The sequence below is a fragment of the Stenotrophomonas sp. HMSC10F06 genome (genome assembly GCF_001807865.1).
In the GTDB taxonomy this organism is placed as follows: domain Bacteria; phylum Pseudomonadota; class Gammaproteobacteria; order Xanthomonadales; family Xanthomonadaceae; genus Stenotrophomonas; species Stenotrophomonas bentonitica_A.
This window is the reverse complement of record NZ_KV791299.1, coordinates 86,722-100,675: the sequence shown is the minus strand read 5'-3', so window position 1 is coordinate 100,675 and position 13,954 is coordinate 86,722. Positions and strand designations below refer to the sequence as shown.

The window sequence follows — 13,954 nt, the reverse complement described above, 5'->3', positions numbered from 1 at the left end:
ACCCGCACCGTAAACATCCTTTCATGTTCCGCTCGCATGCTGGTCATGCACCTGCATTGCGCAGGTCATCTTCCCCCATGTAACGGACGACCATGCTTACCCGACCCCTGACGATCGCGGTGGCGCTCGCGCTGTGCGCCGCCAACGCCCACGCTGCCGATGTAGACGCCACCGCCGCTGCCAACGTCGCGCTCAGCGCGCAGACCCTGGACACCGTTTCGGTGATCGGCCAGGGCGAGACCCGCCAGGTGCAGCGCATCACCGCCGTGGACAAGGAAGTGCTGCCGCCGGGTACCAGCGGCCAGAAGATCCTCGACCGCCTGCCAGGCGTCTCCGTGCAGTCCAACGATGCCTTCGGCGCCAATGAAGAATCGCAGACGATCAGCCTGCGTGGCTTCGACAAGAGCCGCCTGGGCTACACACTGGATGGCATTCCGCTGGGCGACAACAGCTACGGCAACTACAACGGCCTGAGCATCGCCCGTGCGCTGATCGCCGAGAACCTGGCCGGCGCCGAGCTGTCGCAGGGCATCGGCTCGCTGGGCGTGGCCTCCACCAGCAACCTCGGTGGCACCATCCAGTACTTCTCGCAGGACCCGTCCACCGAGTTCGGCGGCAAGGCCAGTGTCACCGTCGGCGATGACAACCAGCGCCGTGGCTACCTGCGCGTGGACACCGGCGATATCAATGGCTTCTCTGCCTACGTGTCCGGCGTGCACCAGAACGCGGACATGTGGGCCGAGCCGAACCAGAACCAGACCACCCGCCAGTTCAATGCCAAGGCGATCTGGAACGTGGGTGACAATCGCTTCGGCGCGTTCGCGGCGACCTCGCGCGTGAGCCAGGCCAACTACGCCTACCTGTCCAAGAGCATGTTGGCGCGCGGCCTGGGCTGGGACTGGAACATCTACGCGCCGGACTGGGATCGCGCCGTCGCCGCCGCCTATTGCGCACCGGGCACCTACAACGCCCAGAAGTGTGCGTTCACCGGTGGCGTCAACAGCATCGATGATGCGTACTACCAGAGCCGCGCGCTGCGTGATGACAACCTGTATTCGCTGGATGCCGACCTCGCGCTGGGCGACAGCGCCCGCCTGAAGCTGCTTGGCTACCACCATGAGAACCGTGGCCAGGGCCACTGGTGGGCACCGGGCCAGCCGTCCAACCCCGGCACCCCGGAGATGTTGCCGATCTCCATCCGCAGCACCAACTACACCATCAACCGCCAGGGCATCACCGCCGCGCTGAGCTGGCAGTGGGGCATCCATTCGCTGGAGGCAGGGCTGTGGTACGAGCGCAACGACCACAACGTGGAGCGCAACTTCTACTACATCACCGGTCCGTTCCTGGATGACGGCTACCTCAACCACCCGGACCGCCGCCTGTTCGACCAGGACTTCGACATCCGCACGCGCCAGTTCTACGTGCAGGACCGCATGCGCTTCCTGGACGACCGCCTGACCGTGGATGTGGGCATCAAGAGCCCGAACACCCGCATGACCGCCAATGCGAAGCCGGGCACCGAAGCCAGCTACGCCTCCGGCACCCTGACCGCCAAGGAATCGGTGCTGCCGCAGGCCGGTATCGGCTTCAAGCTGAGCCCGAACCAGGAAGTATTTGCCTCGTACTCGGAGAACATCGCCGCCTTCGTCGGCGGCGGCAGCGGTGGCCCGCTGCAGGTCTCGCCGGAATCCTTCGCCGCCAGCGCCGGGCTGGAGCCGGAAAAGTCCAAGACGCTGGAAGCGGGCTTCCGCACCTTCGGCGAGAAGTACCAGGCCTCGATCGCGGCCTACCACGTGATGTTCGACAACCGCCTGCTCTCGCTCAACCCGTGCACCAGCATCGAAGTGGGTACGCGACCGGAGTGCATCACGCGCTTCATCAACGTCGGTTCGGTGAAGAGCCGCGGTGCGGAACTGACCTTCATCCTCAAGCCGATGGACGGCCTGCAGTGGTACAACGCGCTCTCGTGGAACAAGACCACCTACGAGGACAACTACACCTCGGGCGGTGCGATCGTGCCGGTGGCCGGGAAGATCACGGTCGATACGCCCGAGCGCATGGCCTCCAGTGAAATCAGCTGGAACCGCGATGGCTTCTTCGCCAGCCTGCGCGCGAAGTACACGGGCAAGCGGTATTACACCTACACCAACGACCAGTCGGTGCCGGGTGTGACCACCTTCGATGCGGGCATGGGGTACTCGTTCGGGCCGGGCATGGGCCTGCGCGACATCAAGGTCTCGCTCAACGCGACCAACCTGACCAACAAGCGCTACGCCGGCCAGCTCAGTTCGTTCGCCCCGACCGACCCGACCGGCACCCGCTACGCGATCCACGCCAGCGCGCCGCGCCAGCTGTTCATGACGGTCGCTGCGGAGTTCTGATCCGGTGGGGTAGCCACCGACCGTCGGTCGGTGGTGCCGGTAGTGCCGGCCGCTGGCCGGCAACCCCCTGAACCCGCCATCGCGAGGCGCCGGCCAGCGGCCGGCGCTACCGAAACGACGTCCACATAACGCAAACCAGCGAAAAAAAAGCCGCGATGCCAATCAGCATCGCGGCTCACCTCGTGGGGGAGGTCACGCATCAAACAGGACGCGCAAAATCCTCAGAACATGTGCAGACCACCATTCACCGCATAATCCGCACCCGTCACATACGCCGCGTCATCCGACGCCAACCACGCGCACAGACTGGCCACCTCCTCCGGCTTGCCCAGACGACGGATCGGCACCGAACCCGCCAGGCGATCCAGGACATCCGGCGGGAAACTACTGATCGACTGGCTCGCGATATACCCGGGCGAAATCGTATTCACCGTCACGCCCCGCGTCGCCACCTCATTGGCCAGCGCCCGGCTGAAGCCATGCATCGCCGCCTTCGCCGTCGCGAAGTTCACCTGGCCGATCTGGCCCTTGTGCGCACTCACCGAGCCGATGTTCACGATCCGGCCCCAGCCGCGCGTGCTCATGCCATCGATCACCTGCTTGGTGATGTTGAACAGCGCATGCAGGTTCGACCCCATCACCGCATTCCAATCATCCGGGCTCATCTGGCGGAACAGCACATCGCGGCTGCCGCCGGCATTGTTGACGAGAACATCGATCTCGCCGACTTCGGCCTTCACCTTGGCGAACGCGGCCACCGTCGACGCCCAGTCCGCGGCATTGCCTTCCGAGGCGATGAAATCGAAGCCCAGTTCGCGCTGCTCGCGCAGCCAGGCGGCTTTGCGCGGTGAATTCGGGGCGCAGCCGGCGACCACGGTGTGGCCGTTGCGGGCCAGCTTCTGGCAGATGGCAGTGCCGACACTGCCCATGGCGCTGGTGACGTAGGCGATGCGAAGAGTCATGGCGGAAGGCTCCTTGGTAGGCGGATCAGGACGCAAGCGGATACAGGCCGAACAGCAGCCCACCGAACATCAGCAGCATCGAAATGGCGATGGCCCACTTCAGGGTGAACTTCTGGTGATCGGCGAACTCCACCTTGGCCAGGCCGACCAGCAGGTAGGTCGAGGGCACTAGCGGGCTGAGCAGATGCACCGGCTGGCCGGCCAGCGAGGCACGCGCCATCTCCACCGGCGTGATGCCGTAGTTGCCGGCCGCTTCGGACAGGATCGGCAGCACGCCGAAGTAGAAGGCGTCGTTGGACATGAAGAAGGTGAACGGCATCGAGGCCAGCGCGGTGATCACCGCCAGGTAGGGGCCCCAGCTGTCGGGAATGATCGCCAGGAAACTGTGCGACATCGCCTCGACCATGCCGGTGTTGTTGAGGATGCCGGTGAAGATGCCCGCCGCGAAGATCAGCGAGACCACCGACAGCACGTTGCCGGCATGGTTGACCACGCGGCGGCGCTGCTCGGCCAGGTTCGGGTAGTTGATCACCAGGGCGATCGCGAAGCCGACCATGAACAGGACCGGCATCGGCAGCACGCCCAGGATCAGCGCGGTCATCAGGGCGATGGTCAGGCCCAGATTGACCCACAGCAGCTTCGGGCGCTTGGTGTCCTCGGCGTCTTCCACCGTCGGCAGCGTGTTGCCATCATCGGAGACGCTGTTGTCCATCCAGCTCCCGCCCTGCGGCAGGGTGACCACGCCCAGGCGACGGCGTTCCTTCATGCCCAGGTACCAGGCCAGCACCAGCACGCCGGCGCAGGCGATCACCATCGAGGGAATCAGCGGCACAAAGACGTCGGCCGGGTCCACGTGCAGCGCGGTGGCGGCACGGGCGGTGGGCCCGCCCCACGGGGTGAGGTTCATCACGCCACCGGCGAGGATGGTCACGCAGGTCATGTTCAACGCGTTCATGCCCAGGCGCTGATACAACGGCAGCATCGCCGACACGGTGATCATGTAGGTGGTCGAGCCATCGCCGTCGAGCGAGATCAGCATCGCCAGGATGGCGGTGCCGAGCACGATCTTCATCGGGTCGCCCTTGACGAAGCGCAGGATGATCCGCACCAGCGGATCGAACAGGCCCGCATCGATCATCACCCCGAAGTACAGGATGGCGAACATCAGCATCACGCCGGTCGGCGCGATCTTCTTGATGCCTTCCAGCATCATGTCGTCGATGCCGGCCGCGAAGCCGCCGATCAGCGCGAACAGGATCGGAATGGTGATGAGGGCGACCAGCGGCGAGAGCCGCTTGCTCATGATCAAATACATGAATGTAATGACCATGCCAAAGCCGAGGATGCTCAGCATCATCTGCATTCTCCAGAAGAAACGGTGCGGAAAGTAGGCATCAGAAGTCGTACTGCAGGCGGCCGGTGACCGCGCGCGTGCGATCCACGGTGGCGTCGGCCAGGCGGTCGCGGTTGCGGCTTTCGATCAGGTTGAGCATGAAGCGCAGGTTCGGGCGCATGTACCAGTTGCCACCCAGCGTCCACGCCTCGGTCTGGCCGTCGCGCAGGTCCGGCTGGCCGATCAGGTGCTGGTCGCCGCGCATCTGGTCATAGCGCAGTGCCAGTTCGAACGCGCCGGCGGTGTGCTGGAAATCCTTGACCCGGCCGAAGCGCCCCGTCTTGCGGTCGTACACGCGCGATTCGCCGGTGACGAACCAGCTGACCAGGCCGTAGCCGGCCAGCACCTTGCCGCGCTGGCTGCCGTCGTCGAAGGTGGCGCCGCTGAATTCGCCCTGCCAGGACAGCGGCCCGTTCACCTGTGCGTACTCCAGCGACCACTTGTTGACGTCGGTGTCGCGCCCGGCCGAGAAATCGACCAGGGTCAGGCGGCTGTTGTCGGAGAGGTGGCCGGCCGGGCGCGGGCGGATGCGCAGGGCAGGCACGCCGTCCGTGCCGGGGTTGTCGTAGCGCTCATGGGCCAGCGAGAGGCCCAGGTGCAGCACGTCGCCGGCGGTGGCGCCCGGCGCCCAGGTAGCGCGGCCACCGGCGGCACGGCCTTTGACCTGCCATGCGTCGATGCTCTCCAGGCTGTAGGCGCTGGCCGCCCACGTCATGTCGCCGCGTGCGGCCTGCCAGGACGCGCCGAGGCGATACAGCGGGGCCAACGTGGTGCCGGCGTTGCCGCGCTCCAGGAAGGTGCCGTAGTTGGAACTGGTGCGGTCATCCAGCGAGAAGAACTGCTTGAACTGGCCCACGGTCAGCTTGCCGGCATCGCCGAAGCTGCGGCTGACGAACACGTCCTTGGCCTCGACCCGGTCGCCGGAGAAATCCGCTTCCATCTTGTAGTCGACCACGAAGAACTTGCCGGATACGTCAAGCCACGCGCGGCGGATCTCGGTGTCGTCCTTGTTCGGGGTGCCGCGGCGGTCGTTGTGGAAATCGGCGAAATCCAGGTGCAGGCGGCCGCCGAGGCTGGCGGTGACCGGGCGCTCGTCATCACGGTCGTCGGCGGCCCAGGCCGGCGCGGCCAACAACAGCGTGCAGGCAGCCGGCAGACAGCAGCGCAATGCGTTCAGTTCCATGGACCCTCCCAGGTGCCGGATGTTCAGTAGTGACGCGAGGGCGCAGCCTAGTGCCGGGATGCTGTCATCCACCTGTCAGTCATTGCTGCACCGCAGCGAAGCGCACGGAGGCGGCCGCACGCGCTACCATTCCCGCACCTTTCCCGATCCCGACCGATGCGCATCCTGCTGGTGGAAGACAACCCGGACCTGGCCGACGCGATCGTCCGCCGCATGCGCCGCAGTGGGCATGCCGTGGACTGGCAGAGCGACGGGCTGGCCGCGGCGAGCGTGCTGCGCTACCAGAGCTTCGATCTGGTCGTGCTCGATATCGGCCTGCCCAAGCTGGACGGTCTGCGCGTGCTGGCCGGCATGCGCGAGCGCGGCGACAGCACGCCAGTGCTGATGCTCACCGCGCGTGACGGGATCGAAGATCGCGTGCAGGCGCTGGATGTCGGCGCGGATGATTACCTCGGCAAACCGTTCGATTTCCGCGAGTTCGAGGCGCGCTGCCGCGTGTTGCTGCGCCGCACCCGCGGGCAGGCCAGCGAGGTGGTGCAGATCGGTGGCTTCCAGTTCGACAACGCCGCGCACCGGGTCAGCCTGGACGGCCAGCCGATCGAGCTGCCCAACCGCGAGTACCGCCTGCTTGAGATCCTGATGGGGAGGCTGGGGCAGGTGGTGGGCAAGGACGAGATCGGCAACGGCCTGTTCGGCTTCGATGACGAGGCCGGCCCGAACGCGATCGAACTCTACGTCGGTCGCCTGCGGCGCAAGCTGGCCGATGCACCGCTGCGCATCGTCACCGTGCGCGGCAGCGGCTATCTGCTCGAAGCACACGACGCCACGCCCGATGGCAGCCGTCCCGATGGCGGGTGATGCCCGCGCGCCGAGCTCGATCCGGCGCACGCTGTGGCTCTATCTCGGCGGCTTGATGGCGCTGTTCGCCGTGGCGCTGTTCTTCGGTGCACGCGACTATGGCCAGCGCGCCGCCAATCGTTCCTACGATCACCTGCTGGTGTCCTCGGCACTGTCGATCATCGATTCGGTGGCGCTGGTGGAGGCGCAGTGGCAGGTCGATCTGCCCTACGCCGCGCTCGACCTGCTGGCGATGGCGCCGGAAGACCGCGTGTTCTATCGCGTCTCCGATGCACGCAACCAGACCGTGACCGGCTACGGCGATCTGCCGGCGCCGCCGCGCGCGCCGAGCGATCGCCCGCAGTTGTTCGACGCGTCCTACAGCGGTGAGACCGTGCGCTTCGTGGTGGTGTCGCGGCGGGTCTCCTCCCCGTCCGCGCAGGCGGAAGTCCGCGTGCAGGTCGGGCAGACCCGGCGCGCACGCGAGGCGCTGGCCCAGGACATGGTGACCCGCGCCCTGGTCGCGATCGTGGTGCTCTCGCTGTTGTCGCTGGCCCTGGTCGCGCTCGGCGTGCACCGGGCGCTGCGGCCGCTGGTGCGGGTCGAACGCGAGCTGTCCCGGCGCGAGCCCTCCGATCTGCGGCCACTGGATGCGGCCACGCCGCAGGAGATGGACCAGATGGTCGGTGCGCTGAACCGCTTCATGGGGCGGCTGTCGACCAGCAATGAAACCCTGCGCGCGTTCATGGCCGAGGCCGCGCACCAGATGCGTACGCCGCTGGCCGCGCTGCGCGCGCAGGCGCAGCTGGCACTGGATGATGATGATCCGGAGGACATGCGCCGCAGCCTGCAGGCGATCGAGCGCAACGCCACCCACATGAGCCGCCTGCTCAACCAGCTGCTCAGCGATGCCAGCGTGATCCATCGCGCGAACCTGCAGCGGTTCGCGCCGGTGGACCTGGCCGAGACCGTGCACCAGGCCCTGCATGAGGCGCTTCCGCAGGCATTGCCCGCACCCCGCGTGCAGTTGGCGGTGACCCGCGAGCCGGCCTGTGTCAACGGCGATGCACTGCTGCTGCGCGAAGCGATCAAGAACCTGATCGACAACGCGCTCAAGTACGGTGGGGACGGCGCGTTGCAGCTCGCGTTGACCACCGATGACACCCACTGCGTACTGACCATCGCCGATCACGGCCGAGGCATCGCGCCGGCCGATGCGGAGCGGGTCTTCGAGCGTTTCGCGCGTGGCGAAGGTGCGGCCGCCGGTGGCGCCGGGCTCGGGCTGGCGATCGTCAAGCGCGTGGTTGACAGCCATGGCGGCCATATCGATCTGTCCAACCGGGTGGGCGGCGGCCTGATCGCCACGATCCGGCTGCCGAGGAGGCACGCATGAAGGTTCTGTCTGGTCTGTGGTTGATGCTGGTGGCTTTCACCGCAGCGGCCGACCCCGGCGACGTGCAGCGCTTTCCCGCGCAGGGCGCGCCCACCGCGCAGCTGCGCATCCATGGCTCGACCGACATCGAGGTGTTCGCCACGGTGATCGCCGACTACCAGCGGTTGCATCCGGGGACGGAGGTGATCTACGAAGACATCATCACCCAGGATATCTACAGCCGTTACCTGCACGTGCCGGGGCCTGGTGCGGCACCGGATCTGCTCATCAGCAGTGGCATGGACCTGCAGACCAAGCTCGTCAACGATGGACACGCGCTGCCGCACCGCTCGGCGCAGACCGATGCCTTGCCCTCTTGGGCGCAGTGGCGGCACGAGGCGTTCGGGATCAGCTACGAGCCGGTGGTCATGGTCTACAACACCCGCCGCCTGGCGGCGAACCGGGTGCCGCGCACGCGCCGGCAACTGCTCGATCTGCTGCACGCTGCCGATGCACCGTTGAAAGGGCGGGTGGGCACCTACGATATCGAGCGCAGCAACGTGGGTTACCTCATGGCCACCCAGGACAGCCAGCGCGGCAGCATTGCCGGCGCGCTGCTGGGTGCACTGGGCGACAACGCGGTGCAGTTGGAGGAACGGACCGGCGTGCTGCTGGACCGGGTCAGCCGGGGCGAACTGGCCCTTGTCTACAACGTGCTGGGGTCCTATGCACGCGCACGGATCGAGGCCGGCGCGCCGTTGGCCATCGTCGAGCCGGAGGACTACACCCTGGTGGTGCTGCGTACGGCGGTCATACCGCGCAGCAGCCGGCACCCCGAGGAAGCGGGCCGATTCCTGGATTACCTGCTGTCTCCGCGCGGGCAGCAGGTCCTCTCACGGGAGGCACGCCTGACCTCGATCCTGCCCGCGGCTACTACTGGCGGCGGGCCATCCAGCAACCTTCGCCCGATCCAGCTCGGCCCCGGCCTGCTGGTGTATCTGGACGCACTCAAGCGTCGCCAGTTCCTGGAAGCCTGGCGCGCCAGCGTGCTGCCCGCAGGCAGTGACAGCACGCCGCGCGAAGATCAGAACACGCCCAGCAACCAGGCAGCCCCCAACAGAAGCAGAGAGAAGCCCCACATCCACCCCAGCGAGTAGCGGATGTGGCGCCCGATGTCCGCTCCGGCCAGCCCCAGCGCCAGCCATAGCGCCGGTGAGAACGGGCTGATGAAGGTCCCCACGATGTTTCCGATGGTCAGCGCATACACGCTGTGCGCGGGGTCCACGCCGAGCGGCGTAGTGATCTCCAGTACCACCGGCAGCAGTCCGAAATAGTAGGCATCGGTACTGAGCAGCAGTTCCATCGGCAAGCCGACCACGCCCAGCAGCACATGCAGCCATGGCAGCATGGAGTCGGGAAGCACATGGGCCAGGTCCGCCGCGATGGAGCGCAGCATCCCGCTGCCGTCCATCACCCCCAGGAACGAGCCCGCGGCCAGGATGATCGCACCCATCTTCAGCGCCGCCGGCGCATGCGCGGCGATCGCCTCCATCTGCTGCGCGGGGCCCCGGTAGTTGATCAGCAGGGCCAGCGCCAAACCGATCATGAAGATGTAGGCCGAGGGCAACAGACTCCCGACCAGCGCACCCAGGACCGCGACGAACAGCAGCGCGTTCAACCCCGCATGGCGCACGGGTACTGGCGCCGCTGCGCGGGGCAGCGGCGCAGCAGTCCCGGCAGGCGCCAGGTCGCCACCACTGGCGGCAAGGCGGGCCGCACGCCCGCGTTCGCGCAGCCCCAGCACGGCCGCCATCGCCAGCAGCAACACCGCACCGACCACCTGCACCGGCACCAGCGGCTGCCACAGCACGCCGACGTCGATGCCGGTCACGGCGGCAGCGCGCCCGAGCGGCCCCGCCCACGGAAGCATGTTGAAGATGCCTGCACCGGTCGCCAGCAGGAGCAGCATCAGGTACGGACTCATGTGCAGGCGCCGGTACAGCGGCAGCAGCGCCGGCACGGTGAGCAGGAAGGTGGTGGCACCGGCACCGTCCAGATGCGCCACCATCCCCAGCAGTGCGGTCATCATGGCGACCGCGACGACATTGCCCGCGGTCATCCGCACCAGCCCGTCAACCAGGGGGCGGAACAGCCCCGCATCCTGCAGCACCCCGAAGAAAGTGATCGCGAACATGAACATCGCAGCGATCGGGGCGACCCGCCTCAGGCCGTCATTGAAGTAGCCAGCAAGCGCATCCGTGCCGGTTCCGACAATCAGCGCAGCCACCAGCGGGACCAACACGAGGGCGATGATGGCCGTCGTTCGCCCGGTGATCAGCAGAGCCACCAGTGCAGCAATGGTCAATAGCCCGATGAGTGTCAGCATGCAGCCTCCAGTACAAGGAAATGTCGATCCGACCCTGTCACCGGTGAGCTGTCATCCAGCTGTCAGCGGCCGAATGCGACAGTGCGCCGGGTGGCATGCCACACTTCGTGCATGAGTGACATCACCGTCCTGGTCGCCGATGACCACCCGCTGCTCCGCGCTGCGGTCGTGCATTCCCTGCGTCAGGCGCTGCCGCAGGTCCACGTGATCGAAGTGGCCAGTGCCGCGACACTGGAAAGCGCGCTCGATCAGCACGCCGAGATCGAACTGGTCCTGCTCGACCTGACCATGCCCGGTGCGCGCGGATTCTCCTCGCTGCTGCACGTACGCGGTGCGCATCCGGACATACCGGTGGTGATCGTGTCCTCCAACGACCACCCGCGCGTGATCCGGCGGGCGCAGCAGTTCGGCGCGGCGGGGTTCATTCCCAAATCAGCGCCGGCCGAAACGCTCGGCCAGGCGGTGGCGGCGGTGCTCGATGGCGGCGTGTGGTTCCCGGCGATGGCGGCAGAGCGGTCCGAATCCGATGCGCTGCTGGCCACGCGGCTGGCGCAACTGACCCCGCAGCAGTTCCGGGTGCTGTTGTGCCTGGCCGACGGCCTGCTCAACAAGCAGATCGCCTATGAACTGGGCTTGGCCGAAAATACGGTCAAGGTGCACGTGACCGCGATCCTGAAGAAGCTCGAGTGCCACAGCCGCACGCAGGCGGCGGTGCTGGTGAAGGCGCTGGAGCCGGAAGGGGACGCAGGCGCCGGCATCTAGCGCGTGGCATCACCGCGATGGCGCAGCAGCACCTGCGTCATCAGCGCGCGCAAGGCCGGCGGACGCACCGGTTTGGACAGGAATCCCCACCCGTTTTCGGCCGCCTGTGCGCGCAGTGCATCGTCGCGTTCGGCCGTGACCAGGATCACCGGGGGCCGCGCCTGCCATTGCACGCACAGCGCCTCGTAAAGATCGGGGCCATGGAACTCGCCCATGCGCACATCGAGCAGCAGCAGCTGCGGCACCGTGGCGGGCGCGGCCAGGTCCAGCGCGGCCTGCGGGCCATCGGCCAGTTCCACCGCACAGCCCCAGCGTTCCAACAGCGCGCGGGTGGCGGCGCAGACCCGCGGATCATCATCGATGCTCCAGACCCGGCAATGGCGTAGCGGGCTGTCATCGCCGGTGTCGACCACCGGGGCAGCCGCGGGCGCCGATGCGGGCACCACGTCTGCCGCCTCGCCCATGGGCAGGCTTACCGAAAACACACTGCCACGCCCCAGCGTCGAGCGCAGGCGGATCGGGTGGCCGAGCAGGCGGCCGATGCGCTCCACGATCGCCAGGCCCAGCCCGGCCCCGCGTTCCTGGTCCACGCCATCGTCCAGCCGCCGGAACTCTTCGAAGATCTCGCCCTGCAGGCTGTCGGGAATGCCCGGCCCCTGGTCATGCACTTCGATGCGCAGCTGGGCACCGTCGCGGCGGCAGCCGATCAGTACCCGGCCACGCGGGGTGTAGCGCAGCGCATTGGACAGGAAGTTCTGCAGGATCCGGCGCAGCAACGCCTCGTCGCTGACCACCACCGCCCGCGTATCCACCCAGCGCAGCTGCAGGCCGCGGCTTTCGGCAGCCAGGCCGAACTCGCGCGCCAGCGTTTCCAGCAGCGGCGACAGCGCGAAGGCGCGCACATGGGTCTGCAGCGCACCCGATTCCAGCCGCGAGATATCGAGCAGGCTGTTGAGGATGGCGTCCTGCGCCGCGAGCGCGGCATCCACGTGCTCGCTGAGCTCGCGCGCGTCGCCCTGCAGCTTGCCGCGCAGCACCGAAACGAACATCCGCGCGGCGTTCAGCGGCTGCAGCAGATCGTGTACGGCCGAGGCCACGAAGCGCGACTTGTAGCGGTTGGCCCGTTCGGCTTCGCGGCGCGCTTCATCCAGATCCCGGGTGCGCTCGGCGACGCGGTGCTCCAGCGCATCGGCGAGCGAGCGCAGTTCGCGCGCGGTGTTCTTGTAGGCGGTGATGTCGGCGTAGCTGGTGACGAAGCCACCGTCGGGCAGCGGGTTGCCGCGGATCTCCAGCACCGTGCCGTCGTCTTTCTCGCTCTCGCGCATGTGCGGGCGTCCGCTGCGCAGATGGTTCAACCGGCGTTCGATGGCTTCATCGATCGGCCCGGGGCCAAGCAGGCCACGGCGCGCGTTGTAGCGGAAGATCTCCTCGATCGGGCGTCCGACCCGGATCAGCCCGGTCGGAAAGCGGAACAGCTCCAGGTAGCGTGCGTTCCACGCCACCAGCTTCTGCTCGTTGTCGATCACCACCACGCCCTGTGGCAGGTGGGCCAGGCTGCGGCTGAGACCGCTGTCGGCCTGCTGCGCGGCCTGCAGCACGCCGTCCTGGGCGGTGCGCAGCTCCTGCGCATGCTGCTTGAGCACGCTTTCCAGCTCGCGCCGGCTGCGCTGGCGGTGCGCGGCCAGGCGTCGGCGCTGCTGCACGAACAGGCCCAGGAAACACAGCGCCAACCAGATCCCGCCAGCGGCCAGCGCGGCGCTGCGGCCGACGGCCGTGCTGGCGCTGGCGTCATGCAGCAGGTGCAATTTCCACTGCGGTTCGTTCAGCGCCAGGGTCTGCCACAGCACCGGCCGTGGCAGGGCGGGCTGCTCCACACGCACCATGCGCCCGCCGTCGGCGAGCACCTCCGCGGTGCGGGCCTGCAGCGGCTGCAGCGAGCGGTCGGCGTACTGGCGGGTTGCCAGCATCTCGCTGCGCTCCTGCGGGCCGAGCGGGCGCAGCAGGCGGTAGCGCCAGGCATCGCCATTGGCCAGGAACACCACGTCATGCGCGTCGGTGGCCAGCACGATGTCCGGACTCTGCAGCCATTCCTGTTCGAGTGCGCGCAGCTCGATCTTGATCGCCACCACGCCCAGCACGGTGCCGCGATCGTCGTAGATCGCCTGCGAGAGGAAGTAGCCCGGCACGGCCGTGGTCATGCCGATGCCGTAGAAATGCCCGCTGCCGCGCGCCATCGCCTGCTGGTAGTAGGGGCGGTAGCTGTAGTCCTCGCCGACATTGCTGGTCGGCTGGTCCCAGTTGCTGGCGGCCACGGCGATGCCGTGCCGGTCGATCAGGGTCAGGGTCGAGGCACGGGTGACGCTGTTGGCCTGGGCCAGCTTGAGGTTCAGGCGCTGCCGCTCGGCGGCGGTGAGCGGATGGGACACCGCCTGGTGCAGGTCCGGGTCCAGTGCCAGTACCTGCGGCAGCGTGCCGAAGCGATCGATGCGCTGCTGCAGGGTCTGCGCATACAGGCCGAGCTGACGCCGCACCTGCAGGCTTTCGTCATCCAGCGCCCGCTGTTGCGCATAGCGCCCGGCCAGCAGCGCACACATCGCCGTGCCGCCGAGCATCAGGACGATGAGCAGCCACCAGGGGCGATAGCGGGAGACGCGGTACATGGCGCCAGTCTAGGC

At 67.5% G+C, this 13,954-nt stretch carries 10 protein-coding genes; 5 read left to right on the top strand and 5 right to left on the bottom strand.

Annotated elements, in window-relative coordinates; translation table 11 throughout:
- The first annotated feature begins 92 nt into the window (after positions 1-92).
- Complete coding sequence (locus HMPREF3113_RS14685; RefSeq protein WP_070473631.1) at positions 93-2,384, top strand: TonB-dependent receptor; 2,292 nt, start codon at positions 93-95, stop codon at positions 2,382-2,384.
- A 221-nt stretch (positions 2,385-2,605) separates the two neighbouring features.
- On the opposite strand, the gene phbB is transcribed toward HMPREF3113_RS14685, so the two are convergent.
- Genes phbB through HMPREF3113_RS14670 form a run of 3 tightly spaced genes read right to left on the bottom strand, consistent with a single transcriptional unit; the run spans position 2,606 to position 5,922 of the window.
- Entirely contained in the window at positions 2,606-3,346 is a 741-nt protein-coding gene (gene phbB, locus HMPREF3113_RS14680) for an acetoacetyl-CoA reductase (protein WP_019183776.1), read from the bottom strand.
- A gap of 25 nt (positions 3,347-3,371) precedes the next feature.
- Positions 3,372-4,700 (bottom strand): CitMHS family transporter, encoded by a 1,329-nt coding sequence (locus HMPREF3113_RS14675; protein WP_070473693.1) that lies wholly within the window; start codon positions 4,698-4,700, stop codon positions 3,372-3,374.
- 40 nt (positions 4,701-4,740) lie between these two features.
- Positions 4,741-5,922: an OprO/OprP family phosphate-selective porin gene (locus HMPREF3113_RS14670; protein ID WP_070473630.1), complete on the bottom strand. Its 1,182-nt coding sequence runs from the start codon at positions 5,920-5,922 to the stop codon at positions 4,741-4,743.
- A gap of 156 nt (positions 5,923-6,078) precedes the next feature.
- Between HMPREF3113_RS14670 and HMPREF3113_RS14665 the strand changes: the two genes are divergently transcribed.
- Genes HMPREF3113_RS14665 through HMPREF3113_RS14655 form a run of 3 tightly spaced genes read left to right on the top strand, consistent with a single transcriptional unit; the run spans position 6,079 to position 9,288 of the window.
- Entirely contained in the window at positions 6,079-6,780 is a 702-nt protein-coding gene (locus HMPREF3113_RS14665) for a response regulator transcription factor (RefSeq protein ID WP_019183779.1), read from the top strand.
- Entirely contained in the window at positions 6,770-8,152 is a 1,383-nt protein-coding gene (locus tag HMPREF3113_RS14660) for a sensor histidine kinase (RefSeq protein WP_139146381.1), read from the top strand. Before HMPREF3113_RS14665 ends, HMPREF3113_RS14660 begins: the two co-directional genes overlap by 11 nt.
- Positions 8,149-9,288: an ABC transporter substrate-binding protein gene (locus HMPREF3113_RS14655; protein ID WP_070473626.1), complete on the top strand. Its 1,140-nt coding sequence runs from the start codon at positions 8,149-8,151 to the stop codon at positions 9,286-9,288. The genes HMPREF3113_RS14660 and HMPREF3113_RS14655 overlap by 4 nt, the downstream gene beginning before the upstream one ends.
- Here the strand turns inward: HMPREF3113_RS14655 and HMPREF3113_RS14650 are convergent.
- A complete protein-coding gene (locus HMPREF3113_RS14650) occupies positions 9,216-10,517 on the bottom strand; it encodes a CitMHS family transporter (RefSeq protein WP_070473624.1) in 1,302 nt (433 codons plus the stop codon). The two genes, HMPREF3113_RS14655 and HMPREF3113_RS14650, sit on opposite strands and share 73 nt — an antisense overlap.
- Before the next feature lie 111 nt (positions 10,518-10,628).
- Between HMPREF3113_RS14650 and HMPREF3113_RS14645 the strand changes: the two genes are divergently transcribed.
- Positions 10,629-11,279: a LuxR C-terminal-related transcriptional regulator gene (locus tag HMPREF3113_RS14645; protein WP_070425885.1), complete on the top strand. Its 651-nt coding sequence runs from the start codon at positions 10,629-10,631 to the stop codon at positions 11,277-11,279.
- On the opposite strand, the gene HMPREF3113_RS14640 is transcribed toward HMPREF3113_RS14645, so the two are convergent.
- Positions 11,276-13,939 carry a hybrid sensor histidine kinase/response regulator gene (locus HMPREF3113_RS14640; protein ID WP_070473621.1) on the bottom strand — a complete coding sequence of 888 codons (2,664 nt, stop codon included), beginning with the start codon at positions 13,937-13,939 and terminating at the stop codon, positions 11,276-11,278. The two genes, HMPREF3113_RS14645 and HMPREF3113_RS14640, sit on opposite strands and share 4 nt — an antisense overlap.
- Positions 13,940-13,954 lie beyond the last annotated feature (15 nt).